General features: G+C 47.1%; 25 protein-coding genes. 7 read left to right on the top strand and 18 right to left on the bottom strand.

Features of this window, described 5'->3' with window-relative positions; all coding sequences use genetic code 11:
* Both QUA02_RS26845 and glgA read left to right on the top strand, forming a co-directional pair.
* On the top strand, positions 1-187 hold a 187-nt coding region (locus tag QUA02_RS26845), incomplete at its 5' end, for a hypothetical protein (protein WP_333032318.1).
* 120 nt (positions 188-307) lie between these two features.
* Positions 308-1,735, top strand: coding sequence for a glycogen synthase GlgA (gene glgA / locus QUA02_RS26840; RefSeq protein WP_333032316.1), 1,428 nt, complete (start codon positions 308-310; stop codon positions 1,733-1,735).
* Positions 1,736-1,847: 112 nt separating this feature from the next.
* On the opposite strand, the gene QUA02_RS26835 is transcribed toward glgA, so the two are convergent.
* The 3 genes from QUA02_RS26835 to QUA02_RS26825 form a co-directional block, all read right to left on the bottom strand.
* Positions 1,848-2,276: a DUF1824 family protein gene (locus QUA02_RS26835; protein ID WP_333032314.1), complete on the bottom strand. Its 429-nt coding sequence runs from the start codon at positions 2,274-2,276 to the stop codon at positions 1,848-1,850.
* Positions 2,277-2,495: 219 nt separating this feature from the next.
* Positions 2,496-3,209: a ribonuclease III gene (gene rnc, locus QUA02_RS26830; RefSeq protein WP_333032313.1), complete on the bottom strand. Its 714-nt coding sequence runs from the start codon at positions 3,207-3,209 to the stop codon at positions 2,496-2,498.
* 325 nt (positions 3,210-3,534) lie between these two features.
* Complete coding sequence (locus tag QUA02_RS26825; RefSeq protein ID WP_333032312.1) at positions 3,535-4,032, bottom strand: NYN domain-containing protein; 498 nt, start codon at positions 4,030-4,032, stop codon at positions 3,535-3,537.
* A gap of 729 nt (positions 4,033-4,761) precedes the next feature.
* Here QUA02_RS26825 and QUA02_RS26820 point away from each other — a divergent pair.
* Entirely contained in the window at positions 4,762-4,905 is a 144-nt protein-coding gene (locus QUA02_RS26820; RefSeq protein ID WP_106150802.1) for a CAB/ELIP/HLIP family chlorophyll-binding protein, read from the top strand.
* Between the two features lie 199 nt (positions 4,906-5,104).
* Here the strand turns inward: QUA02_RS26820 and QUA02_RS26815 are convergent, their stop codons facing one another.
* The 7 genes from QUA02_RS26815 to QUA02_RS26785 all read right to left on the bottom strand — a co-directional run bounded on the left by QUA02_RS26815 (position 5,105) and on the right by QUA02_RS26785 (position 13,060).
* Positions 5,105-5,317 (bottom strand): hypothetical protein, encoded by a 213-nt coding sequence (locus tag QUA02_RS26815; protein WP_333032311.1) that lies wholly within the window; start codon positions 5,315-5,317, stop codon positions 5,105-5,107.
* Between the two features lie 104 nt (positions 5,318-5,421).
* Positions 5,422-5,640, bottom strand: a complete 219-nt coding sequence (locus QUA02_RS26810) for a hypothetical protein (protein WP_333032309.1) — start codon at positions 5,638-5,640, stop codon at positions 5,422-5,424.
* A gap of 291 nt (positions 5,641-5,931) precedes the next feature.
* A complete protein-coding gene (locus QUA02_RS26805) occupies positions 5,932-6,324 on the bottom strand; it encodes a response regulator (RefSeq protein ID WP_333032306.1) in 393 nt (130 codons plus the stop codon).
* A gap of 116 nt (positions 6,325-6,440) precedes the next feature.
* Positions 6,441-8,993: a PAS domain S-box protein gene (locus QUA02_RS26800; protein ID WP_333032303.1), complete on the bottom strand. Its 2,553-nt coding sequence runs from the start codon at positions 8,991-8,993 to the stop codon at positions 6,441-6,443.
* A gap of 480 nt (positions 8,994-9,473) precedes the next feature.
* Positions 9,474-11,720, bottom strand: coding sequence for a glycoside hydrolase family 57 protein (locus QUA02_RS26795; protein WP_333032300.1), 2,247 nt, complete (start codon positions 11,718-11,720; stop codon positions 9,474-9,476).
* Between the two features lie 172 nt (positions 11,721-11,892).
* Entirely contained in the window at positions 11,893-12,129 is a 237-nt protein-coding gene (locus QUA02_RS26790; RefSeq protein ID WP_333032298.1) for a NifU family protein, read from the bottom strand.
* A 280-nt stretch (positions 12,130-12,409) separates the two neighbouring features.
* Entirely contained in the window at positions 12,410-13,060 is a 651-nt protein-coding gene (locus tag QUA02_RS26785; protein WP_333032295.1) for a DUF3386 domain-containing protein, read from the bottom strand.
* Positions 13,061-13,374: 314 nt separating this feature from the next.
* Between QUA02_RS26785 and QUA02_RS26780 the strand changes: the two genes are divergently transcribed.
* Positions 13,375-14,913 (top strand): PAS domain-containing protein, encoded by a 1,539-nt coding sequence (locus QUA02_RS26780; RefSeq protein WP_333032294.1) that lies wholly within the window; start codon positions 13,375-13,377, stop codon positions 14,911-14,913.
* Between the two features lie 470 nt (positions 14,914-15,383).
* Here the strand turns inward: QUA02_RS26780 and QUA02_RS26775 are convergent, their stop codons facing one another.
* The 5 genes from QUA02_RS26775 to QUA02_RS26755 all read right to left on the bottom strand — a co-directional run bounded on the left by QUA02_RS26775 (position 15,384) and on the right by QUA02_RS26755 (position 20,163).
* Complete coding sequence (locus QUA02_RS26775) at positions 15,384-16,193, bottom strand: GAF domain-containing sensor histidine kinase (protein WP_333032292.1); 810 nt, start codon at positions 16,191-16,193, stop codon at positions 15,384-15,386.
* A gap of 848 nt (positions 16,194-17,041) precedes the next feature.
* Complete coding sequence (locus tag QUA02_RS26770; protein WP_333032291.1) at positions 17,042-18,958, bottom strand: ATP-binding protein; 1,917 nt, start codon at positions 18,956-18,958, stop codon at positions 17,042-17,044.
* Positions 18,959-19,291: 333 nt separating this feature from the next.
* Positions 19,292-19,483 (bottom strand): hypothetical protein, encoded by a 192-nt coding sequence (locus QUA02_RS26765; protein ID WP_333032290.1) that lies wholly within the window; start codon positions 19,481-19,483, stop codon positions 19,292-19,294.
* A gap of 47 nt (positions 19,484-19,530) precedes the next feature.
* Positions 19,531-19,758: a type II toxin-antitoxin system CcdA family antitoxin gene (locus tag QUA02_RS26760; protein ID WP_265237347.1), complete on the bottom strand. Its 228-nt coding sequence runs from the start codon at positions 19,756-19,758 to the stop codon at positions 19,531-19,533.
* 177 nt (positions 19,759-19,935) lie between these two features.
* The gene (locus tag QUA02_RS26755; protein ID WP_333032288.1) at positions 19,936-20,163 is read right to left on the bottom strand and encodes a hypothetical protein; all 228 of its coding nucleotides are present in this window, start codon (positions 20,161-20,163) and stop codon (positions 19,936-19,938) included.
* A 134-nt stretch (positions 20,164-20,297) separates the two neighbouring features.
* Here QUA02_RS26755 and lepA point away from each other — a divergent pair, with 134 nt between their 5' ends.
* Together lepA and QUA02_RS26745 are read left to right on the top strand one after the other, a co-directional pair.
* Positions 20,298-22,112, top strand: a complete 1,815-nt coding sequence (gene lepA, locus QUA02_RS26750) for a translation elongation factor 4 (RefSeq protein WP_333032286.1) — start codon at positions 20,298-20,300, stop codon at positions 22,110-22,112.
* A gap of 274 nt (positions 22,113-22,386) precedes the next feature.
* Positions 22,387-22,887, top strand: a complete 501-nt coding sequence (locus QUA02_RS26745) for a hypothetical protein (protein WP_333032284.1) — start codon at positions 22,387-22,389, stop codon at positions 22,885-22,887.
* Positions 22,888-22,953: 66 nt separating this feature from the next.
* On the opposite strand, the gene QUA02_RS26740 is transcribed toward QUA02_RS26745, so the two are convergent.
* Both QUA02_RS26740 and QUA02_RS26735 read right to left on the bottom strand, forming a co-directional pair.
* Entirely contained in the window at positions 22,954-23,391 is a 438-nt protein-coding gene (locus QUA02_RS26740; protein WP_333032282.1) for a DUF5958 family protein, read from the bottom strand.
* Positions 23,384-23,554 (bottom strand): ribbon-helix-helix domain-containing protein, encoded by a 171-nt coding sequence (locus QUA02_RS26735; protein WP_193973015.1) that lies wholly within the window; start codon positions 23,552-23,554, stop codon positions 23,384-23,386. The genes QUA02_RS26740 and QUA02_RS26735 overlap by 8 nt, the downstream gene beginning before the upstream one ends.
* 123 nt (positions 23,555-23,677) lie before the next feature.
* Here QUA02_RS26735 and QUA02_RS26730 point away from each other — a divergent pair, with 123 nt between their 5' ends.
* A complete protein-coding gene (locus QUA02_RS26730; protein WP_333032280.1) occupies positions 23,678-23,938 on the top strand; it encodes a hypothetical protein in 261 nt (86 codons plus the stop codon).
* Positions 23,939-24,049: 111 nt separating this feature from the next.
* Here the strand turns inward: QUA02_RS26730 and QUA02_RS26725 are convergent.
* Positions 24,050-25,703 (bottom strand): calcium-binding protein (locus QUA02_RS26725; protein WP_510182601.1); only part of this gene is annotated, 1,654 nt, incomplete at its 5' end.

Genomic DNA, 25,703 nt, shown 5'->3' with positions numbered 1-25,703 from the left:
GGATTTTAAAGTCCCAAAAGCCTTTCGACCCCAATTATTTACTTGCTACCCCTTGACAGTTCAAGACAGTATCTACAGATTTTATTCAATATTTATCATAAAATCGGAAAAGCGATCGCTCTTTTGTTCGCCGCAGAGCGCCGCCGATAAACACGGATGGAAAAATGGATCTCGCATTCTTGAGTAAAGTGCGATCGCAACAGAGCAACTCAGATTTATACTGGTTTTTTGGGCGCCGCGTTAATAATGTGACCCTCCGCATTTAAACTTAATCTAGACTAGCTATCCCAAGGAACACAAAAAAATAATGCGCATTCTATTTGTATCCGCCGAAGCAGCACCCCTCGCCAAAGTGGGCGGTATGGGCGATGTCGTCGGCGCTTTGCCTAAATTTCTGCGGCGCATGGGACACGATGTGCGCATCTTCATGCCCTACTACGGTTTCGTCCCCGACAAAATGGACGTTCCCAAAAAACCTGTTTGGAACGGGGCGGCCATGTTCCAAAGCTTCTCCGTCTTTGAAAGTGTTTTGCCGGGAACCGATGTACCTTTATACTTATTGCAACATCCATCTTTCTTGCCCCGCCGCGTTTACGGCGGCTTAGATGAAGATTGGAGGTTCACTTTTTTTGCCAATGCTGCGGCTGAATTTGCCTGGAATCACTGGAAGCCCCAAATTATCCACTGTCACGACTGGCATACGGGGATGATACCTGTTTGGATGAGCCAAGACCCCGATATCAGCACGGTTTTTACTATTCACAATTTAGCTTATCAAGGGCCTTGGCGCTGGCGTTTGGAGCAGATGACTTGGTGTCCTTGGTATATGCAAGGTCACAATACAATGGCTGCCGCCGTCCAGTTTGCCGATCGAGTAAATACAGTTTCGCCGACTTACGCCGAGCAAATCAAAACCCCAGCTTACGGGGAAAGTTTGGAAGGTTTGCTGTCTTTCCTCGGCGGCAAAGTCTCGGGCATTTTGAACGGAATTGACACAGAATCTTACAACCCAGAAACTGACAAGTACATCCCTCAACAATTCAGTGCTGATACTATTGAAAAGCGCCCAGCTAACAAAATTGCCCTGCAAGAAGAAGTCGGTTTGGAAGTGAATAAAGGTGCCTTTTTAATCGGCATGGTGACGCGGCTGGTAGAACAGAAGGGATTGGATTTGATAATTCAAATGCTCGATCTGTTCATGGCCTATACGGACGCTCAATTTATTGTACTCGGAACGGGCGATCGCTACTACGAAACCCAACTCTGGCAAATGACAGCCCGCTATCCCGGTCGGATGTCCACCCAATTACTCTACAACGAAGCCCTCTCCCGTCGCGTTTACGCAGGCTGCGACACCTTCCTGATGCCCAGCCGTTTCGAGCCCTGCGGCATCAGCCAAATGCTCGCCCTCCGCTACGGGTGCGTGCCAATGGTGCGCCGCACCGGCGGTTTAGTCGATACCGTTTCCCACAACGATCCGATCGAGAACACTGGTACAGGTTACTGTTTCGATCGCTACGAACCCCTCGACTTGTTCACCTGCATGATCCGAACTTGGGAAAGTTTCCGCTACAAAGATAAGTGGAAAGAACTGCAACAGCGCGGCATGAGAGAAGATTTTGGCTGGGATATTTCGGCCCGGAAATACGTCAACTTGTACAGCGATATTTTGGGACTGCCGCCCGAAGAAACTGCACCGGAACCACAGCCAGAATTGATTCTTGGCAATGGGTAATTGGTAATGGGTAAGTTGACTGTTGACAGTTGACTGTTGACAGTTGGCTGTTGTTATTTGTTAGTTTTTAGTTTTTGGTTCCCATGCCCAATGCCCAATGCCCAATGCCCAATTAATCAACAAATAAATCGAGAGGTAAATGACCGTAAGTGCCGCTAACTCCACCTTCTGAGGAAGATTGACACGACACCAAAACGCCCCGGTAAGTTCCGGGATAGCCGTCAACATAATACGACCCCTTCAAAGTATTGAACTTAATATAAACAGAACCAGCAAAGGTCGAAAAAGCATTGGGATCTAAAACAGCTTGATATCCCAAAGCTTTCAAATAAGCTTCTAAAGCTAAAAAACCGTCATCCGTCGAAGACGCGCACACACCAAGCATTTGATAATCCGACAAACTTGCTACCAGCAAAATCGCTTGACGGAGTGCCTGTTTTTCCAGCGGCGATGCTACAGATTGCATATCCAGACAAGTGAAATCTTTGAGGATTTGCTGTGCTTCTTCAACAGTTAGGGTAGTCGGGTTTTGAGTAGACATGAATTGCTCTGATATTTCCCAAAATTACGATCGACACTCGGGTACTCGTCAACGAATTTCTGCCATTGCAACCCTCGATCGACGGCTGTAACACTTGCACAAGTCCTGATTATAGCCCATTGTGTGCTCTGGCAATCCATTCGGGCGATCGTCTTCGAGGGCTTCGCCAACGCCCGTATCGCACAAAAAAGCTAGTAGTTTTTACCAAGGTTTTCAAGTTTAGATCAGTCCGCGTTTTTTCAGCTTTGCTAGCGCATCTTCTGCCGCATTTTTCTCAGCATCTTTTTTGCTTTTGCCTTTACCTTCTCCATAGAGTTTCTCTGCGACATAAACTTTAGCGAGAAATTCCGGCTTGTGGGGTGTGCCTCCTTCTTGGACTGTCACGTATTTAGGGGGAGTCGTGTCACCGTTGGCCTGTACCCATTCTTGAAAGCGATTTTTCGAGTCTACAGTCGATCGAGTTTCCACAACATTTTCGGGAACAGAATCAAACATTTGCCACACAAACTGGCTAACTTTGTCCATATCTTGCGTATCGAGATAGTAAGCGCCAATAAATGCTTCAAAAGTGCTGCTGAGCAAATTTGGGTTGGTAATCCCACCTTCTCGATAAGCTCCTTTTCCCAGCCGCATTTTTAAATCTAAATTGATTTCAGTAGCAAATCTGGCTAATTGTTTTTCATCTACCAATGCAGAACGCCGGCGAGTCAATTGGTCTTCTCCCATTTCTGGATGGCGCTGATAGAGATATTCGCCGCTGAGAAAAGTCAGCAAAGCATCGCCGAGAAATTCTAAGCGTTCGTTGTCTTCTTCGCGGAACGTGGGGTTTTCGTTGACGTAGGAACGGTGGGTGAGCGCTTGGCGCAGCAGTTTTTCATTTTTGAATTCGGGAAGGGTAATTTTGAGTTCTTGTGTAGGATTACTTAATGGCATAGGAGTTTTGTAAGGGTTATTGTTTTTGGAGTTTGGTGTTGTTATGCGGACATGAAAGAGCCGCAGATAGCGGTTGGTTTGGAGCATCTAGTTTATCAAATAAACTGGATTTTTGCTATCGGCGGCTAGGTAAATTTTAACAGATATTTGACTGTTCTACTATTAGCCCGTTAGTCCGTCAGTCCGCCAGGGGTTAAAACCCCTGGCTCATAGCTAAAGTCCTCTTAAGAGGACTGAAGGTTGTGTTTTTTAACTGTCAGTCAGTCGGTTTTAACCGACTTTAGCTATTAGACAGGGAATTCATTCCCTGGCGGACTGTGCCACTTTATGCAGATAATTTATCTGCTTCTATTGATAACTTTTTTTGATTTTCAAGTTGCGGTTTCAATCCTGCACACAAACTAGACAATTCGTCTACATCATGAAAGTTATCCTCGCCAACAAGGTTAATCAGTTTTTTGCTTGCACTTTTGCGCCGTGCAAAAACGATGACTGTTATACCCAAAGCCTTCAAAAAGGTAATTAAACCTGCAAAGTCCCGATCTCCTAAAACTAGGATAATTAGGTCCGGAGAAGGCTTAATTGCAAATCGTTTACTACAGTCAAACACCAATTGTTTATCTAGACTGTTTTTGCCGGAATCGCGGACATCAACGCCAATACAACCAAGCTTTTCTAGCCGATTTTTGTCGTTAACTTGATTTTTGTGCTGCGAGTTATAGTAAATTTTAGGCGGTTCTAAACGTCCTTGTGATTTGGCAAAAGCCAGCAGGAATTCAGCTTGATCTTGGTTTAAGTAGACGTTCTGAGTATCCCAAGACATAGCAACTCGCTGAGACTGGCTTTTTTGTTTGCCTGTGGTTCGATGATTGTCCGTAATTTGATTTATGTCCTACAAAGAGGTTGACTGGACAGCCTCGACATATCGCGCCTCTAGCATTAAGGGAGTTTTGTCTATGGGTTTGCTCAAAAAAGAACATCTCGGCATAGAACAATCTGTTACCACAAAACACTGTAATTTTGTTGGGATTTGATTAGCGTCTTAGCTACAGGGTTTACAGAACTGCAACGAGCTTAGTAGCAGCCCGTTGAAGGGAAATTGAACTCAATAATGTTTCGATTTTCTCAAGCTTGTATCAACTTGTTAAAACGACATTAGACTCAAATTCCCCTCTACGGGGTGTTGGAAACTTGCCGCAGTATTATAAACCGTGTAGCTAAGACGACTCAATCAACATTCCTTGATTTTGAATGCGATATTTAGTTTTAGCTGTGCTTTTAGGCTAGCGTTCTAATTATTAGATGTCAAGTATTCACTCAAAATAATTTTTTTACATCATTAGGCATCTCACCAAGGTTTTGGGCAAGCTGACACCGATCGACCGTTCCCACATCAAAAACCCTCTCCCTCTCCCCCCGCGAGCCCCTCTCGCCCAGGCCCATCCCGCTTATCTCCGGCATTTGAAGAGTAAATGTAAAAATATGTTGCAAACTTTGTACTGCTGTGTTAAGTTTAGTTACATAAGGTTGAAATTAAACGAGGTTTCTGGTCATGGAAAACAAAGACGCAAAGTTGGGCTTCACTGAGTTCGCTGAAACCTGGAACGGCCGTTTGGCAATGTTGGGCTTCGTTATCGGCTTAGCTACCGAATACCTCACCGGTCAAGGCATTCTCTCTCAAATCGGTTTGATGTAATCAGCTTAACTGCATATATATAGCTGTAATTCAGGCGATCGATCGACCCCATCACAATTGCAAAAGCCCCCCCCGCTAATAAGTCCCCTTCACTTCACACGGAAGGGGGCTTTTGCATTTTCTCTCAAAAAATCCGACCGATGGCACAATCAAAAATCTTTTCCGTCTCCATATTTATCGCGAGACTAACTCCAGCAAACTAAGCAATTCCTACCGAATCAAAAATCCTCAATTTAGGGGTCAAAGCAGGAAGCTTCACCAAACCGTCCCGTTTGTGAGTCCGCGCGCTGTGACCTAAAATCATCTCCGACAGATCCGGCATTTCCTGCCAGCACTGCGAGCAGAACCAATAAACGCGATTGTGGCGAGCGTGGCGGAGCAATTTAGAGGAGCAACAAGGGCAACTATTCATGATATTTTAAACCTTCTTTAAGATAGGGAGCGATAACCAATTCATTACAGAGATTGACAAATGCCGGCGGATCTTAACTTCAGACACAACAATAATTTTTTTTTTCACTCAAAACTTTGATCGTCTCCCAAGTAGCACTTTTGGAGGCCCAACAGCAACACCACAATCAGAAGCTGAACGCTCCAAGGAGCCCAAGAGAAACCCCAAATAAAACAACCCAGTCCGGCCAAAACCACAAGAACAAAAATATCTTGAGAGGTTTGCCAGTAAATCCAGACGGCCGCCACAGAAACTATGAGTAGCAAAATGTAAGCTGAGGGCATAGTCGTCTTCTCCCAATGTATCTGCCAACAGTCAGGATCGATCCCTGACCATGTGCTTAAACTTAAAACTAAAACCTGAAGAACTTATGAAGACCAGCAAATTGTCACAAAAAGTAAAATACTCCGACCAGCTTATATTTGTCCGAGAAACCAGCAGGAATAATTTGTTTTTTTTCATGCTTAATTATAGCAACCGCGCCCGACGGTTAGGACATTCTTAATCGCTGCCACCATTGCTGTTACTGCTGATTCCTGATTCCTGATTCCTTCTGCTATAAATGCGCGATCGATCTATTCTTGCTCCCAGCCCAAAGCTTGGGCCACCTGAGCAGCCAAAGACATCGGTTCAAAAGGCTTAGCAATCACGCTCACAACCCCCAAATCCGCGAACATCCGCCTGTCCCCAGCTAGAGCTTTAGCCGTCAATAAAATCACCGGAATGTGCTGCGTAGCATTATTAGCTTGTAACTGTAGAAAAGTAGTAGGCCCGTCTTGGTCGGGCATCATCACGTCCAACAGAATAGCATCAGGCTGTTCGGCAAGAGCCTTAGCCACACCCTCGCGGCCAGAACTCGCCGTCAGGACTTCCCAGCCCCCCACCACCTCAAGACTGACTTGAGCCACTTCCCGAATATCTTCCGCATCGTCAATAACCAAGATGCGCTTGGTAGTCAAAATTAACATCTTTTTTAACAATGAGAACTTATTCTCAGGCTAGAGCCCAAATGTGAATATTTTGTAAAGCCAACTATTTTACCAGATCCGACTTAAAGTAAATTTTCAAAACTCTATGGCAGAAGCTACACAAGCCCCTCCCTAAGAACCGGCAGACTTAAGAAAAAAGTGCTGCCCTCCCCCAAAACGCTCTCCACCCACATCCGGCCCCCGTGCTGCTGCACGATACTGCGACAAATAGCCAGCCCCAAACCAGTACCTCCCTTCTGACGAGAATCAGAAGCATCAACCTGTTGAAAGCGTTCAAAGATTATCTCCAGCTTATCTGCCGGAATGCCCCGTCCTTGGTCTTTAACAGCAATCACGATGTACGACGAGTTCGTCCCTGGCAAGTGCGGATGGGCGGCGGCAGACTCAGGAGACAACAAAGACGACGACACCGACTTGTACCCTGCCTTTTCTGCCAAATCCGGATTGTGGGTCAACTCCCCGCTCAGCCAAACCGTAGCACCCGAAGGCGAAAATTTTATAGCATTGCTGAGCAAATTTGTCAAGGTCTGAATTAGCCGATCGGGAACAGCCCGCAATTGCGCCCCCACAGGCCTCACCGATAGAGTAACTCCCGCCTGCTGAGCCATTCCTTGCATCTCGTCGGCCGCCTGCAGCATCAGCTCAGCCACATTGCAAGTTTGTTTGATGGCAGTGCTGTAACTCGACTCCATCCGCTCTAAATCTAGAATGTCGTTGATCAAGCGCACCAAGCGGTCAGTGTTAGTGACAGCAATCTCCAGCATCCGCTTGGCTTTGTGGGGGTAAACGTCAAGCAGACCGCTGTTGAGGAGGCCGAGGGCACCGTGAATCGAGGTCATGGGCGTCCGCAGTTCGTGGCTGACCACAGAGATGAATTCATCTTTCATGCGCTCGATCGCCAGTCGCTCGGTGATATCCTTAAAAGTCACCACAGCTCCAATAATTTCGCCTTGTTCTCGCATCGGAGCGACAACGTACTCAACCGGAAAACTGCTGCCGTCTCGCCGCCAAAAAACCTCATCGGTGACGCGCCGCGCCTCTCCGTCTTCCAAGGTGGCTAAAATTTGAGAACTTACCCGGTTCGGCAGCAGTTTGCCGGCCTGCGGTGCCGCGCAGTGTGGGACAAGTTCAGAGCCTGAATTGATGTCTGTTGCAGGTGACAGTTGCTCGATCGCCCTCGAGGATTGTTCCTGTGAACGGTTTATGGTTTCATAGACCGGTCGATCGATCAATTCTTTCGATTCGCAGCCGGCCATTCTCACCGCAGCAGGATTGACAAAAGTTACTTTTCCCTTTTTGTTCAACCCGCAAATTCCTTCTCCTGCGGAGAACAAAATCATTTCTGTTTGGTGGCGGAGTTGTTCAAAGGCTTTTTCGACTCGCTTGCTGTCGCTGATGTCGCGAGCGATTGTCGAAATGCCCGTTACCGCTCCTGTGGCGTCTTTAATCGGAGAAATTGTCAGGGACACATCTATTTGTTGGCCGTCTTTGCGCAAGTGCACGGTTTCGTAATGGTCGATGCTGGCTCCAGCCCTAATATGTTCCAGAATTTGGGGCATTTCTTTGGGGCGTTCGGGTATTGCTAAAATCTCGATCGACTGCCCCTTGATTTCCGTCGCACAGTAGCCGTAAATCTTCTCTGCTCCTGCGTTCCAGCTCTGAATTGTCCCGGCGAGGGTTTTGCCGACAATGCCGTCGTCGGAAGACTCGACAATCGACGCCAAGCGCACGAGTTCGTCTCTAGTTTGCTTGTATTCCGTGATGTCGCGGCCCAAAATCACGATATTTTTGCGTCTGCCGTCGGGGTGAAATACGGGTACTTTAATCACGTCGTAGATTTTCACAGTACCGTCCGATCGGGGAATCATTTCTTCTCCCCTAGAAAGCTTACCTTTTTCCCACGCTTCTCGATCGCTGACCTCGCACGCCTGCAGGGCCTCGCGGTAAAAACTGCTGAGTTCTCCTAGTTGAGAATCTGTCAGCCCGCGGTATTTATCTGCTGATAGCTCGAACACTTCCAATATCCCTTGATTTGCCTCCTGCCACCTACCCTCGCCATCTTTGAAGCAGACAATATCTGGCATGGCATTCATCAGCAAGTCGAGATAGGATCTTTCTCGCCGTGCAGCTTCTACCTCCGCCCGCTTGGCGATTTCCCGTTGCAGGTTTTCGTTTGCCGTTTGCAGCGAGTTGATTAACAAACTTTCTGTAAAATTCCGTTCTTTAATTACTTCTTGAAGTCTGTGGAGTTCTACCGACAGCCGCCTGCGGGCCAACAAATTCTCTACCCGCAATTGCAGTTGGGTGGCATCTACGGGAGTTGCTATCAAATCGTCTATTCTGCGTTCGAGTTGTTTTGCCGTCAGCGAAAATGGCTGTTCAGAAAGAGCACGCGTTTGGGATTTTCCGAGGAGCAAAAACGGTAAAAATATCGGCTCGGCGGCAGCTTTTAATGCTTCTAGCAGCGGCCCGATGCGATCGAAATTTGCCTCGTCGAGAATGCACAAGTCAAAAGCAATTTGGGCAATGGAAAATTCGGAGTTTAGTTCCCAAGTGCGATCGGGTACGATCACCTCATGATCGGTGTTGAGGTGTGCGATCGGCAAATGTTGTTGGTGGCGAGCGACCAAGAGTAAAATGCGGCTCATTAGCTTGTTAATTTCCCAATGACTAATGATTTGATTTCCGGTAAATTCACCGATTATCAGATTTGTAGTGAAGACTTTAGCCCTATATTTTCTGAGGACTTTAGTCCTCACTACAAACCAATTTTCTAGCTGTCGTTCGATCGGACATAATATGAGTGTTGACTAATGATATCAAATCCGGTGGCATCGGAATTAATATTACCCACAGTCAGGAAACTCCATGTGCCGTTTCCCTACAATTAATCGGGCGATAGTTACATCTCTCGCGAGCACTCATGATTATTTTGGGGTAGGGAAACGGCATTGCCGTGTCCTCTGTTGGTTACGCAAATTTTTAATTTTTACACTACCCATAATAGTAGTAAGGTGCGCAATGCGCCCCCTACAAATAGGGTTTCTGCGTAAGTTCTGAACGGATGACTAATGACTGATGACTAATGACTGATGACTGATGACTGATGACTGATGACTGATGACTTTTTACGGCATTCCGATCGGAATCAAAGCATCTTCCGGCATACAGGTAGAGTAACGCTCCCCTTCCGATAAAACTGCAATCAGCCTCACCTGCCAGTCGGGCATAATCTGCAAATCCGCCCAGGGCACTGCTACCTCCAAACATTTATCCAATCCCACTTGGGCCCGGCTGAGGCGGGGCTGCCACTCATCGCCCTCTCCTGCTTCGTGAAACGCAATCGATTTCGTCAGCAAATTAATCTCTAACTGATGGTGGAATCGGTAGTTTAGCGGTGCTTCCTCGGGCAAACCCGACAGCGGAATCAGACTGTTTTTCATCGTGCGATCGGGATAAAACCAGAACAAATTTAACTCTGGAGGGCAATCAATTCCCGGCCGCACCCCTGCCTTGAAGTCGGCGCGAATGTAAAAATTCAAGTGGTCAACCCCGTACCAAAGCCGCTGAATTGCCGAACTCCGGTGCATCGTACCCCTTGCTCCCCCAACTTCAATCCGGCCGGCTTTGTCCCAATCCTGTTCGTTGCCGATACCGTCAATCACCGGGTGAATAAAGCTCAGCGGCTGGTGATCGCCTTGAACAGAGTGCACCTCTACTTGCCGCCGCACTTCCGGGGGTACGGGCTCGCCTAGAGCTTCGTAAATTCCCGCTACGTGTTCCCGAAATAGCTGGTCGAACATGGCATCTTGGTTCGACGTGTGACCTTCGCCAAACCACCAGAACCAGTCGGAACCTTCGGCCGCATAAAGCGCTTCCCAAGCTTCTGGGTTGGTTTCTTCAGTGGCTTCTGGATGGTTTGCCAGCATTTGTCTGGCGGGCCCTAATATGTCCCAAGCGCGATTTTTCGCGGGATCGCCGATCCAAGTTGTGAGGGAACCGTCCACCCAGGAACCGGTGTGCAGTTGGGCTGCGGGAATTGTTTCGGTTGCTGGGAATTTGTCGAGAAATTCCGAGACTGTGACTAATTTGATATCTGGATTGTCGCTAAGAGTTTGATAGAGGGATTCTAAGAACGGTTTGCCGTCTTGGGGATAGAATTCCCAGCAATTTTCGCCGTCTAGGGCGATCGTCACTAACCAGGGATTTTCTAAAGATGTTTGGCCGTCGGGTTGTCGGTGTTTGAGAGTTTTGCCGATCGCTTCTAAGTGTCCCACCAAATCTGACGCTGCTTTTTTCGGTTCCATCGAACCGTAGGTAAACCCGATCAAATCGGACAATCGGTGGTCTCGAAATACTATTGCCAAATCGCCGTCAGGAGTTTCTAAACGGTAAGGGCGATATAACAATTCGGGTTCGCAGACATTCCCCGCCCCGTCGCGGTTAAAAAAGTGTTTAATTGTCCACCCCAATACTGCTTCGTCCGAGACTATCCATTTAAAGCCTTGTTTGGCAATGTACGGCAAAATTTCCGGGCTGACTGCTTGTTCCGACGGCCACAAACCGCGCGGTTGGCAATCAAATCGGTCTTGATACATTTCCCAGGCTTTTCTCAGGTGTCGGGGAATATCTTCTGCCCACTGAAACCGGTGTTGTGGCAGCGTCATGTTTGGAATGGCTGTGCGGCCGCCGTTGGTGTCGGCAAGCAGCGGTAAAATCGGGTGCGTGTAGGGGGTTGTGGAGACTTCCAACTGTCCCTCAGCTTGCATTTTACGGTGCTGGGGAATGATGCGGGCGAGGATTTCTTTTTGTTTTGAGTAGATGTTTTTTCTGTCTGCCAAACTAAAATTTTGTTCTTGTTTGAGCCACCCTGCAATCTCCGGGTCATCCCAAAACATCGGGTCAATCCAAGCTAAATTGTGCCACGCCAGCAAGTCGCTAAAATCCTGCACTTTCCAGTTTGCCAAACACCACTGAATGCCTTTTTCTTGCCGCTGAGTGTAGAGTTGATCGTAGCGGGGATGCGGCTGAATCAGGGTGTGGTAATTGGCGTCAAAGAAGTGTTCTAAAATGAACTCTTGTTCTGGGAGGGTTAAAATTTCTGCTGACTTTAATGTCACCGTCAAGTAAGGGTCTAATGCTTTGTCTGCGATGCAGTCTTCTATCTGCAAAATCAAGGACGGAACCAGGTTTACGGTTTGATGAAGTTTGGGATATTTTGCCAGAATTAGGACTAAATCCAAGTAATCTTTGACTCCGTGCAAGCGCACCCAAGGCAGTCGGTATTGAGCCTCTGTTGCGTTAGCAGATACTCTGGATTTGTACAGCGGTTGATGTTGGTGCCAAATGAAGGCTACATACAGGGGGTGAGACATTGAATTTAGTAATTGGTAATTGGTAATTGGTAATTGGTAATTGCTAATTGCTAATTGAATTTGGTAATTAGTAATTGAATTTGGTAATTGGTAACAGTCAACTGTCAACCGTCAACTGTCAACCGTCAACTGCCAACAGTCAACTGCCAACTGCCAATTACCAACTGACTAATTACATTACCTGTTCGACTTCGGCAATTTCTGGGATGGCTTCGCGCAGGCGGCGTTCAATGCCCATTCTCAGAGTCATTGTGGAACTTGGGCAAGAGCCGCAAGCTCCTTGCAGTCTCAGGTGTACGACTGGGCCTTCGATTTCTACGAGTTCGACGTTGCCGCCGTCGGATATCAGGTAGGGGCGCATTTCATCGAGAACTGTTTCGACGTTATCTCTGGTTAGTGCTAGTGTCATATTTCGCCTCTGTGATGATTTCTTGCAGTTGATTTTGTTCGATTTGACGGCAGGGCAGCATTCTCAACCGCGCGGGATTTAAGCAACCGGGTTTCTTGAAAAAAGATTTGGACACTCGGGTGAGCTGGCCGCAAGAAACCCGGTTTCTGTAAGGCTGATGCTCGATATGAGTTCGCTCTCTCGTTCGATCGTAGCGTTACTTGCTGCCAAATCAAGTTGATTATGATACGTTATCCAAAAAAACCCGTTTTATTTAAGAAATCCGGTTTTTTGGTTAGCGCTACACTACTGCTGGTTCTAGCAGTTTGACGTTGGAGTAGTTGAACTCGGTTGTTGTCAGTTGACCTTTTTCTTTCGATCGCACTACTTGCTTGGTCATGACATAATAGTCGCCTATCTTGTCAAAGGTATCTTCAAATTCGAGTTCTCTGATGATTTCGTCGGTTTGGGGGTTGCGGAAAACGGCGTCGTAGTGGCTGGCCAAAGAACCCTCGGGTGTCTCTAAGCTTTTGTGAGTGTCAATTACGAAAGCCATGCGGCCCATCACCCGGCTGACTTGACAAATTGAGAGACCTCGGATTTTATAGTTAGACCCCATTGAGTCGCCTTGCACTAAAATATCCACAGCGTCGGTGCTGTCCTTCTCGCCCAAGGTGAAGCTATTTTTGCCGTGAGATTTTTCAAATGTCGAGCGTTTGCGGTGGGTGACAATATCGCGCATTTGGGTGTAGACGCTTTGCTGCACTTCCTCGTCTTCAATGCCGCTGACTTCCACACTCATGTCGGGTTTGATGGAAACATGACCGGTGTATACTTCGTCGCCCTGTTTGAGTTCAATATCGGCACTGTAACCGGGAAAATTGGCATCCCAGGTGTAGCGGTGTTCGTAAGCAGCGCGAAACAAATCGCGAGCGTTGGCTTGCTCTGTCATAAATCCCTCTTTCTCTTGACACCCATCTAGTTTAGCTTAACCGCTCCAAGCCCCGCATTCACCGGATAGGGGAGTTGCCCGTACTCGCGCGAGCACTTGGGGCGGGTGCTTCTAGGCTGGTAATTCGATCGCAACAAGAATTTACCTTCTGTATGGGTTGGTATAATGTGAAAATAAAGTCACGAAATGACTGGGCATCTCGATCGCGGTCGATCGCCAGACAGCAGTCTTAGTTATCGGTTATTTTCAAAAAACTTGTGTCCGCTTTTTAGGGGTTGCACCTGTGGCAACTATCAGATTCCCCCATTAATAAAATGCTAGAAACAGTCTACAAACATTTAGAAACATTGCAGAAACAAGCTAGCGAATTGCCACCGCCGCAACAGGCAATTTTAACAAAGACTCTGGAAAAATTATCAAATTCATTGCAGGAAATAGCAGCCAGCAGCCTGTTTGAAGGCGCGAGATATAACGAAGCAAAGCTGGTTGAAATTGAAAAAAATAATCGCCTTTTGGAACGCACTGTCGCCCAGCAAGCATCGCAAATCAGACAGCTACAGGAGCAGTTGGCAAAACAAATCAGCCAGTACCGCAGGGACAATCAAGGATTAATTAAAAGCGAAGCAAAACTGCAAGCTCTGCTTCGCAATTCTCCCGATATAATTAGCATTGTCGGCTCCGACGGGCGAGTTCGATACCACAGCGGAGCTTTACAGCGGCTTTTGGGTTACAACCTAGAAGAAAGAATTGGCAATTTTCACGGCGAGTTAATTCATCCAGACGATTTGCTGGCTTGGCAGGCGTATTTTGGCAATTTGTTAGAAGCTCCCGCAATTGTTGGACCGATCGAATATCGGATACGCCACGCTGACGGTTCTTGGCTCTACATGGAGTCGATAGGTAACAGTTTGGTTTGCGATTCTAGCGTGCAGGGAGTTATAATTAGTTCGCGGGAAATAGGGGAACGCAAGCAAGCAGAAATGGCAGTCCGGGAGTCGGAACTGCACTACAGAGTTATGTCGCAAATTACTTCGGATTTTGCCTATTCTTTTAAGGGACTGCCAGACGGCAAGTTCGCCTGCGAGTGGGCGACAGAAGCTTTTGAGCGCTGCGCCGGTCTCGTTCCTGAAGAATTAGAATCGTTTGGTTGGTGGAACTCCGAGATCGTTCATCCCGACGACCGGGAAATGTTAATTAAACAATTAGAATGCTGTAGTTTCAGCCGCACGGGAGCCAACGAGTATCGCATTATTAATCAAAAAGGCGAGGTGCGCTGGGTGCGGGACTACTGGCAAGTGGTGTGGGACAAATCTGCTGAACGGGTTGTCCGTTTGTGGGGGGCTTGTCAGGAAATTACCGATCGCAAGCAAGTAGAATTGAAACTGCAACTCGTTAACGAAGTAATGATAGCGCAGATGGCCGAAGCGCCGCTGGCCATTAACTGTACCGGCAATAACGGCCGTACCCTTGTCTGGAACCGCGCCGCCGAACAACTTTTTGGCTGGACTGCGGCTGAGGTTTTAGGGCAAGCTTTACCGAATATTCCTGAAGGCCAAAAGCAAGATTTTTACGCGCTGCTGAAGTCTGCGTGCAATGGCAAACCGCAAAACGGTTTGGAAGTGTCTTTGTTGAAAAAAGACGGTAGCTCGATCGATGTTTGGCTTTGGGCCGCACCTGTGCGAGATGTCGGCGGCGAGACTCTCGGCAGCATAAACATATTTTCTGACCTTTCAGAACGCAAGTGCATACCGGAGGAGCGCCAACAACTAGCAGCGATGAAAGATATGGAGGAACCTTTTTGGGCGCGCTATGTCAGACCTCCAAAAACTCAGAGAAAAAACGGCGATCGGTAATTCTATAAAGCACAAGTAAAAAATATTAAAAGTGCGAAACTTCCCTCTTCTGCTTGCGATATAATTTCCGGTAAAATAACCTATTTGATGAGGTAGTTCGAGCGGAAATAATATGAGAAATAAACCCAGATGCTACCTTTAGTAGTTGGTATCCTGTGCGGTATAAAACCCTAATGACCTAAAAATAATTCCAATTCTCGCCTCCAGAAAGCAACAATGATGAGTGTGGGTTTGTTTACGCTCACTATTCTGCACCGGTGCGTCGCTCAAAGATTGTGGATATTATTTAAGATTTAAGGGTGGCGACGCACCCTACAAATACTGTTGCATGAGTTTTGAGAATTAGTATAATTGAGTAACTAGCCACCGAATTTATTAAGGGAATCTATAGATGCAACAGTCAGATTTTCCAGGCATAAGACTTGTCTGCACGGTAAATATTCGACTTTTTGAATGGGCGGCTCGAATCTTTACTGAGGCCCAGATTTCTCCTGGCTCCTGAAAGCGGCTAACTCTACGTGAGTTTTGCACGCTTCACTTGATTGAATGAAATCTAAGACATTACCAATTACCTTATAAAGGTGGATAGCCGAACGGTGAGCTTCTTGGATAAAATCTCTCTCCTCTATCGGATCGTCAGCTTGATCGTCTATGGTTAGTTGAAGATAGCCGATGATGTGATTTAGGGGAGTGCGCAGCTCGTGGGACGCGCTCGACAAAAATTGCTTTTTGAGCTGGGATATTTCTTGTGTTCGCTGGCTGTTCTCTTGGTAGAGGGTGGCCAGCGCGATCGCACTTCCTACTTGATCGGCAAGTTCTTGCGCGAATTCGATCTGACATTGAGTCCAAGGTCGATCGGCATTACCCTTCCGCGACGATCCGCCCTCGCACCGGTGCAAGCTAATTATGCCGTTAGGTTGCTCTTGATAAGCGGTAGCCACCACTAGCACCGACTGCCGCTCAAAAGGGTCATCGGCCCCAAAGGACTCTACTACCACCGGTTCGAGGGTGGCTAGAGCTTGAATGAAATGAGGTGCTGCTGTGAGCGAGATTTCCATTCCCAGCATGGGTAGAAATGGTTCTTGGCAGTATTCGGCAGCTACTTTGACTTGCAGGCTAGAACTTGGATAGGGACAAATGATGCAGCGGCTGACGCCTAGATTTTGTCCCAGACTGTTAACTGTTTGCTGCCAAATGGTATCGATATCCAAGGTTCGACGAATCTTTCTGCCAATTTGGAGTAAAAGTTTTTGTGATTGAGCTGATATTTGCTGATTCATAGCAACCCTTTTTCTACTAGACTGGCAAAAGTTTACCACCCCGCCAACAGAGCAGGAATTTACTAAATTTGCCAGTCGCAGGCTGTCCGACTTCGGACTTACGTAATTACACTTAAATGTTGCCACACGCCGTCAAACATTACTAAGTAGTCTCGGTGTCTTTACAATATCTTTATGGTTTTCACAGAGAACGGAGAGCGTCCAGTTTTTTGAAGAATCCTTTACAGTAGGGGATTTTGAAGCTGAATCAGTGGTATGAGTTGGCATTAAGTTATTGTAAAGTTGGCGATTTGCGGGGGTTTACTTGGAGGCGTTAGCTCCCAGGAGACAGATAAAGATGAGCTGTTATCCCTACCCCCCCGGATTCCATTGATGCGAATTCTGGGTGGGGCCAGGAAGTGGCGGGGGCGACCGGTCTGACTTCAAAACACCAAATGAGGGAGCTTGGCAGCGGATAAAGTAAAAATTGATACTGGGGCGGGCGATCGAACTGTGTTGGTAGGAAAATTACCCATTATCGATGACCTTTATCCACGAAACGGAAGTCATTCGATTTTAGATTTTAGATGCAAGGATTTTGGATTGACCCCACGGATAAATTCGGGGGCTTGAGGATTTTAGATTTGAGATGCTTTCGATTGATTCCACGGATAAATCACGTGGCGGGTACCATCAAGAAATTCTTGGTCACGGATACACGGATAGCTGTTTTTTCCCTGTTGCTTCTTCCTGATTCCCTGTTGCTTCTTCCCTCAACATCAGTTAAATCGGTTAGACAATCCATTGCCGAACTTCCTTCAACGTCCCAATTACGAATTACCAATTACCTTTTTCCCGGTGACAGATGATTAATTTTTTAAGAGTGGTTCTTGATAAAGCGGCACAGTAAAAGTAACAGTCGATCCGAGTCCTTCCCCCATACTGTAAAAATTTACTGTACCGCCCATTGCTTCTATCAGTTTTTGAGAAATAGCCAATCCCAAACCGGTGCCGCCGTATTGCCTGGTACGAGCGCCGTCCACCTGAAAAAACGACTCAAATAATTTATCTTGCTTGTCTAGAGAAACGCCAATACCAGTATCAGCGACTCGGATTTTCACCATTCCGGGGAACTGCTGGTTGTGAACGGTCACCTTTTTCTTAATAATTTCGGCACTGATGCGAATTCCCCCTTCCCCGGTAAATTTAATCGCATTGCCCGCGAGGTTCAAGATTACCTGAAGCAGGCGTTGGTAGTTGCCGTACAAAATAATCTCGTCCTCGACAGGCGGTTTTTGGATTTGAAATTGCAATCGCTTTTGCTGCACTTGAACCCGCGTAAAATTCTCAACTTGCTGCAAAAGTTCGCCGAGTTTGACGGGAGCGAGGTCTAAGTGCATTTTGCCAGCTTCGATTTTAGCGATATCCAAAATATCGTTAATCACATTGAACAAGTGTACTGCCGATCGGTAAGCTTCTTCGATAAATTGGTGCGCTTCTTCGGGGTCATCTGCCATGCCGTCCATAAGCAGTTTCAGAAAGCCGAGGATGCCGTTGAGAGGGGTGCGGAGTTCGTGAGAAGTATTGGCCAGAAATTGGCTTTTAAGTTGGGAAAGAGCTACGGCTTCGGCGCGGGCCTGTTCTAATTCTTGGTAAAGTGTAGCGTGGGCGATCGCGCTGCCGACTTGAGCGACTAGCTCGCTAGCGAATTCGAGTTCGACTGGACTCCATTTAGAGGAACTGCCGCAGCGGTGCAAACTGATTAGTGCATTCGGTTGGTCTTCATAGGAGGTAGCTGCTACGAGCACGGAATGGCGATCGAAGGGATCGGCGACGGGGGAGGCGTAATCGACTGCTACTGGTTTTAAGGTGGCTAAAGTTTGAATCCACCCGGGCTGTTGGGCGGCGCGCAGTTCTAATCCGAGCATGGAAGAGTAGGGTTCTTGGCGGTACTCAGCTACTACTTTAAAAGTTTTTGATTGGAGATTTTCGATTTGATCTGGCAAAAGCGGGGGCGAGCGATCGCTGGCAATTGACTGTTGCAATTCGGCTGCTGGGGCGGTCGAATTTTGCTGATTTTCCGGGGCAAGGAATGGGGAGGATTCGAGATTTTCGCTGTCTTTTTTGTAGGAACAGATGATGCAGCGGCTCGCGTTCAAGACTTGACCCAAACTGTTAGCTGTTTGCTGCCAAATTGTCTCTAGGTCGAGGGTTCTGTGCAGGTTTTGAGCGATTTGGGAGATGATTTTGCGGTCGATTTCCCAGTTGGGAGAGAGCGCTCGACCGATGCGGATCGCTGGAAGCGGCATTTGTTGGCGGGCGTCCGGGGGGGATGACAAAGCTCGATCGGGCATGAGTTCTGAGGAATCTGGCAGCAATTCTGCGGGTTTGTCAGACAGCAGCCTTCCCATAACTAAGACTTTTGTAGCTTTGCCGTTTGAGTCGATCGCCGGAGTGACTGTCAAATCGAAGAGAAAATATTGTCCGGCGCGGCCAAATGGATAGCTGAACCGTTGCGGTACGAGGGTTTCGATCGCCCGCCGCAGGATATCGAGATAAGGCGCAGGGGGGATGGGTTGCAGGGTTTCGCTGAGGGGGCGATCCTCTTCGAGGGCTTCGCTAACGACAATTTGTTCTGCTGTGAGGTTGTACTGCTCGGCTTTTTGCCAGTAAAAAGATAGATACCGACCCCTTGCGTCTTGGGTAAATACTAATTCTGCCCCTAACTCTTGAAAAAAGGCTGTAGAGGCGAGGCTCGATCGCCGGAAATCTGTGTTAGAGTCCATCAGAGTTGGGGATGAAAGTAGTTCGGATTTTTGAGTATTGAGTTTTTAATTCAAAACTCAATACTCAAAATTGTTTTGGGCTTCGACCGTTAACTTTTGAGCTATTAATCAACTAAAAATTTGTGGGATATTTAATTAACAATTCACAGCTCAAAACTCACGATTTACCACTATTTTATGCTTCTACCATTGCGTTTTGAGTTATTAATGAACTAAAAAAATATTAATTATTTAATTCAGAACTCAACTCAAAACTTAAAACTATTTGTTGTCCGCCGTTTTTGCTAATTAAAAAATAAAAGTTAAGATTTAGGAATTAGTAGTCTGCACAGATTAACGATCGAGTTTGAAAATCACCCCAAAATTTGAGGCTGCAAACAACTCAAGTGGGGGACTGGCGAGCGCATTTTTGCTGTCACCTTGAAGAGTTCCGAGATTGCGAGTTAGCAAGCGTTCGCTCGCCCAAAACCTGTAGTTTTCGCCGCGAAATCTGCCGGAACTCGAAGCCGGAACTCGAAATTTCACAGCCAGCAGATTTGCGCGCGCCGTCTCGGGCGAGAGAGGAGAGAACCTCAGTCGTTCCACTCGCCGCGGGGCGGGACTGGGGGGTTGCGGCGCAAACTCATAGCCTGATCGTCTTCGCGGCGCTCGCCTCTGAGCCACTGCTTGATTGCTGTTTCAATGACTTTGCTGGGGTCATTAGTCAAGTGCTTAATTTGGTCTAGCAGTTCAGAATCTATATGGATAGATAGTTCCACTTTTTCTGACGAACTGTGGGATGGTATCCTTGACTCGCTCATAGTTAAAAAATCCTAGTTGTAATTCTTAAGTTTCAATTCCTTCTAGGAATTTACGCTTTTTTGTTTTGAAGGAAGTGTTTTGAAGGAAGTGATGCCTTACCTCTAGTAGGGATTCACAGCGGTTGAAAACCTATACTTCTTACACCCTTACCGTCCCGCTTCCGTCATTTGACCAAATTATCTGCTTCTTGTCAAGCGCCAGCAACTTCTCACCAATATTTTTAAGTTGGCGATCGCCCGCCGGTCGAGCAACCTGACTGGAATGGGGGTTTGAGGACGGATGGTGGCGATCGACAGCATCCCCAACCGTTCAACAGCTTTTTTTACAATATTTTTACAATAACAAAGAGAAAAGTTTTTTCCCACGAGGGGGTCTTGGCTGGAGTTAACTGATAAACATAGCATAAATACAATGGATCTGTCAACCCACTGCCGATAAAAAATTAAATTATATTTAAGTCTCTAAATGAGTATAAATGATTGTAGATTGAATGAAGTTTTATAATACAACAAAAGTCAATCTTTTGCCGATAGGTTTTATGACTAACGTCCCTGTATCTCGCATTCGTAATTTTTCGATTATTGCTCACATCGACCACGGAAAATCCACCCTGGCCGATCGGCTGTTGCAGGCGACTGGGACTGTGCAGGCACGGGAGATGAAGGAGCAGTTTTTAGACAATATGGATCTGGAACGCGAACGCGGCATCACGATCAAGCTGCAAGCGGCTCGGATGAATTACACTGCTAAGGACGGTCAGGAGTACGTGCTCAATCTGATCGACACTCCCGGACACGTGGACTTCTCCTACGAGGTGTCGCGATCGCTCGCTGCTTGCGAAGGGGCGCTGCTGGTGGTAGACGCATCTCAAGGCGTGGAAGCACAAACCTTGGCAAATGTCTACCTTGCCTTGGGAAATAATTTGGAAATTATTCCAGTTTTAAATAAAATTGACCTGCCGGGGGCGGAACCGGAACGGGTAAAAGGGGAAATTGAAGAAATTATCGGTCTGGACTGTAGCGGGGCGATTGAGGCTTCGGCTAAGGAAGGAATTGGTATTGATGAGATTTTGGAGTCGATCGTCGAATTGGTGCCGCCGCCGCAGGATACTGTTGACAAACCGCTCAGGGCGCTAATTTTTGACAGTTATTACGACGCTTATCGCGGGGTAATTGTGTATTTCCGGGTGATGGACGGAAGTGTCAAAAAGGGCGATCGAGTTTTGTTGATGGTTTCGGGTAAGGAATATGTCATCGATGAATTGGGCATCCTTTCACCGACTCAAGTTCAAGTAGACGAACTGCACGCGGGGGAAGTCGGTTATCTGGGCGCGGCAATTAAAGCAGTAGCTGATGCTCGCGTGGGAGATACGATTACTTTAGTCAAAAAGCCTGCATCGGAGCCTTGGCCGGGTTATACAGAAGCAAAACCGATGGTTTTTTGCGGCTTGTTCCCGATCGATGCCGACCAATTTCCAGATTTGCGGGAAGCTTTAGAAAAACTCGAACTCAACGATGCCGCGCTTTCTTACGAACCGGAAACATCGAGCGCGATGGGATTTGGTTTCCGCTGCGGTTTCTTGGGTTTGCTGCACATGGAAATCGTGCAAGAAAGACTGGAGAGAGAATACAATTTGGATTTGATTGTTACGGCTCCTTCTGTGGTTTATCAAGTCACAACAATTAAAGGAGAAGTGTTAACAATTGACAATCCGAGCCACTTGCCAGATCCTCAGTATCGGGAGAAAATTGAGGAACCTTACGTGCGGGTTGAAATGCTGTCGCCGGAAACTTACGTGGGCGCGCTGATGGAATTGTCTCAAAATCGGCGGGGCATTTTTATGGATATGAAGTATCTGAGTCAAGGGCGCACTACGCTGGTTTACGAGTTGCCTTTAGCGGAGGTGGTGACGGACTTTTTTGACCAGATGAAATCGCGATCGCGCGGTTATGCGAGCATGGAGTATCACATCATCGGTTATCGCGAAAATCCGTTGGTGAAATTGGACATTTTAATTAATGGCGATCCGGTTGATGCTTTGGCGATGATCGTACACCGCGATAAGGCTTATAATGTGGGCCGCGGGTTGACGGAAAAACTCAAGGAGTTGATTCCCCGCCACCAGTTTAAGGTGCCGATTCAAGCGACAATTGGCGCTAAGGTGATTGCTTCGGAACATATTCCGGCTTTGCGGAAGGATGTGTTGGCGAAGTGTTACGGCGGTGATATTTCGCGGAAGAAGAAGTTGCTGCAAAAGCAGGCGAAGGGTAAGAAGCGGATGAAGTCTGTGGGTACTGTGGATGTGCCGCAGGAGGCTTTTATGGCTGTGCTGAAGCTCGATCGAGATTCGTAATCTGTATGTAGGGATTTTTTTAGGAACAGGCTTTCCGGCCTGTTCCACAAAGAGTGAATTTTCTTGGGGGACGGGATCTCCAGCCCATCCCTGAAAAGCTTATTAAAAATGGTGTAAAAGTCAGGTATAATTATCGAAATATTATATAATAATGCTAAATCTCAAGCTCCCCGAACAAAGGCGAAAACTTTACATTGAAATTGCATTGCGTAGATGTCGTCCCGGTAGTGGCAGCAGTCGAGAGTTTCTGAAGAAAAGAACCTGGAATCATCCCGTGACCAACATTAAAACGATTATTCAAAACACCCTTTTTGTAGTAGTAGGAGGGATTGCTACTCGCCTTTATATGCCTGAACGAATGACCGATGATGTGGATATCTTAGTATTAGCTCAGGATGCTGCTAATCTTTATCGAGAATTAGAGCAAGCTGGTAGCAGGAGAACGGGAGAACTTAGCATTGGGGGCAGCACTTGGGAATTGCCTGATGGTACTTATTTGGATGTAATTGAATCAAGGGATTTTTGGGTAGGAGAGGCAATTAGAAATCCAAATAATGCCCCGGATGGGTTGCCAATTATCGGATTGCCTTATTTGGTTTTGATGAAACTAAAAGCTAGTCGCGGTATAGATATAGGGGATTTAACGCGGATGTTGGGAGGGGCTGATGAAACTGATTTGCGGTTGGTAAGAAGGGCGGTACAAGATTTCCTTCCTGATGCTGTGGAAGATTTAGAAAGTTTAATTGTTTTGGGAAAGTTAGAAATGGGTGAGTAATTGAGGAAGGTGAAATTGAGTTGAGAATAAATGAGATCGCCCGATCGCATCACAGCTTACTACAACTTAAACAAGAATGCTTTGTTGAAACTCGCGCTGAATTTCATCTACAACTTTGCGATCGCTCAAATCGCGGTGCCACCAGTGGCTACAGCCATCTTGACAATATTTGCAGTACCTGCGCGCATCGGCAATTGCCAATAAACTTATTAACAGGAAAAAGGTTTTGATAGATTCTGAGGGCGGCAATTTCAAAAGCTTTGCCATTTGTTCTTTTAAGCGCCCTTTACTCAGCAACACACAAGGGGTGTAAGTTGGGCGAAGTTTTGATTTGGTAATAGCTAGGGAAACATCTTCATCTCGCGCCCCTGCTTGGAGGGTCATGTAGGATAGCCGCTGCAATATTTCCTGCTGGTATTCGGTTGGGAAGCTTAAAAACCAGTTTTTTGCATCTTCTTGGCTAATTAATTCTTGTTTAATTTGATTTAGTGTAATTTCAATCATCTGTTGATTTGAGCTTGCCGGATGCTTTTGCTCGATCGATCGCATCTTGAATCAGAAGGTAGACAAAGTTGGAGATCGATCGCTTTTCGAGATCGCACAACTTTTCGAGATCCTTTTTAGCCTGTGTTGGCAAAACCACGGAAATCCGCTCGCTGTCGCTCATGCCTTGCAATCTGTTGGAAGTTTCCCTTATTGTGCCACCTCGGCAGTCCAGCTCGTGCATCCACAGTCAGTTTTATGCTTACTTCTGCACACTAATGCTTACTTCGTGTTATTTTTATGGGTAATGTCAGAAGCCAGCGCATCCACCGACCAAGTTTCTGCGCTGGCTCTGGCTCCGTTTAGCAATGGAGACTCCTCTATTATGAAATACGAAGGATATTTGAAGCCGTGGGCAGTAGCCCGCTTGCTTCCCACTTTGCAATGGGCGATCGTCGGTCGCTATCGCAGCCGATCGGATGCGGAGGGACATCTTCAGTTGTTTCGGCAACGAGTACCCAACATCCGATTTGAAGTGGTGTTTGATTTACCCTCTCGCCGAGGATAATTTTTTTGAGGGAGGGTTTTTGATAAGTTAACTGTCAAATTATCGAGGGCGATCGCACTTTTGGGGAAGAGAGGGCGATCGCTCTTATTCTAAACTTGTCTGAAGACTAGATTAGAAAATAATGATATTAGCCGCCGTCAGAGGTTGAGTGTGAAGCACTTGGATCGTATTCCCAGGACTGAGAGTGATCCGAGAAAACAGCGCTCCAGTAAAAGTATTGGGGCCATTGAAGAAGTTTCCACTAGCATCAAAAGCAGCCGCTCCGTCACTAAAACCAAAACTAGCAGCTAGCTGTATCTTGTCATCAGCCACAACAAAATCACTGATATTATCCTGACCATTAGCATCGCCAAATACAAAAGTATCCTGACCATCACCACCAGTAAGGTTGTCATTGCCAGCACCTCCAATCAAGCTATCATTGCCACTGCCGCCGATGAGGATATCATTACCATCACCACCGACGAGGATATCATTGCCACCGCCACCATTGCTCGTATCATTGCCAGCACCTCCAATCAGGCTATCATTGCCAGCTACACCGTTGATGATGTCGTTACCACCTAAACCGTTGAGAGTATCAGGTAAACTTGTGCCAAGGACTTTATCATCTCCCTCAGTTGCAGTGGTTGGCGTTGAATCTTGAACAGTAAATCCGTCAAATGTGTAGCCAATATCCGCCAACAGTGACAAGTCAACTTTAGTGGGGATTTGTAACCCTGCACCGCCGCCGTCACCCAAAAGAGAGGGCAATCCACCACTGCTCACAATACTTATTAAATGAGATAAGTCAGGAGCGGGTTTAAGAGGCATAGGATTCCCCCCATTAGCAGCCCTGGCGTTGGGGCCGTCAAAAGAACTTCCATTTATTCGCGCACTGAAAGCTGGTGATCCATTAGTAAACCCCAGTGCGTGTTGTAATTCGTGCATGGCACTAATAAAAAGGCTGGGAACAGCACCGACAGGATTGCCAGGTTCGCTGGGAGTGTCAGTAAAGTCAAATGGCGTGGAATCGACAAAATAGGAGATATTCGTATCAAAAGCAATGCTCTTTACAAAAGGTTCGTAATTTACTCCGTCGATTCGATCGCGGAAAGCTTTTGGATCGGAATAGTCGTCAGCTATCCCCGCAGCATTGATAGGACCAGCGCCTACAAAGATCAGCAAATCGTCAATTTCCCGATCTAAAACCACAGTCTCTATCTCTTGTGTAGAAGGATTCTTTATTGAAAGTTTAGTGCCAACGGGAATGTTTTCAAATTCATCTTGAATGACAGATTCCCAGTAGGTAGCTGCGGATTCCAAAACAGCTTGACGGTTGGGGTTATTCTTGAAAAACCCAGTCGTATCAAACCGATAGTCGAATTCAATGTTAAAAGTGCTCACAAAAGAAGGAGCGCTGGCCCGACCTTCAACTTTACCTACTGTTTCGTAGTGTTCCAAAGCATTTTTTACGCTCCCAGTAGAAATAGCCTTGGTTGCATCGTAATTCATCATTAGATAGAATTTTTCATCAAACGCTGTCGGTTTTACACGTGCAGGCGTCGGAGTCGTCACAGGCGTCGGCGTCGGCGCAGGTGTCGGAGTCGTCACAGGCGTCGGCGTCGGCGTCGGCGTCGGCGTCGGCGTCGGCGTCGGCGTCGGCGTCGGCGCAGGCGTCGGCGTCGGCGCAGGTGTCGGAGTCGTCACAGGTGTCGGAGTCGTCACAGGTGTCGGAGTCGTCACAGGTGTCGGAGTCGTCACAGGTGTCGGAGTCGTCACAGGT

This window comes from Microcoleus pseudofavosus SVA1_A4 (assembly GCF_036700565.1).
Classification (GTDB): domain Bacteria; phylum Cyanobacteriota; class Cyanobacteriia; order Cyanobacteriales; family Microcoleaceae; genus Microcoleus.
The sequence above is the reverse complement of the archived record's forward strand: the minus strand, read 5'-3'. Positions and strand labels throughout refer to the sequence as shown.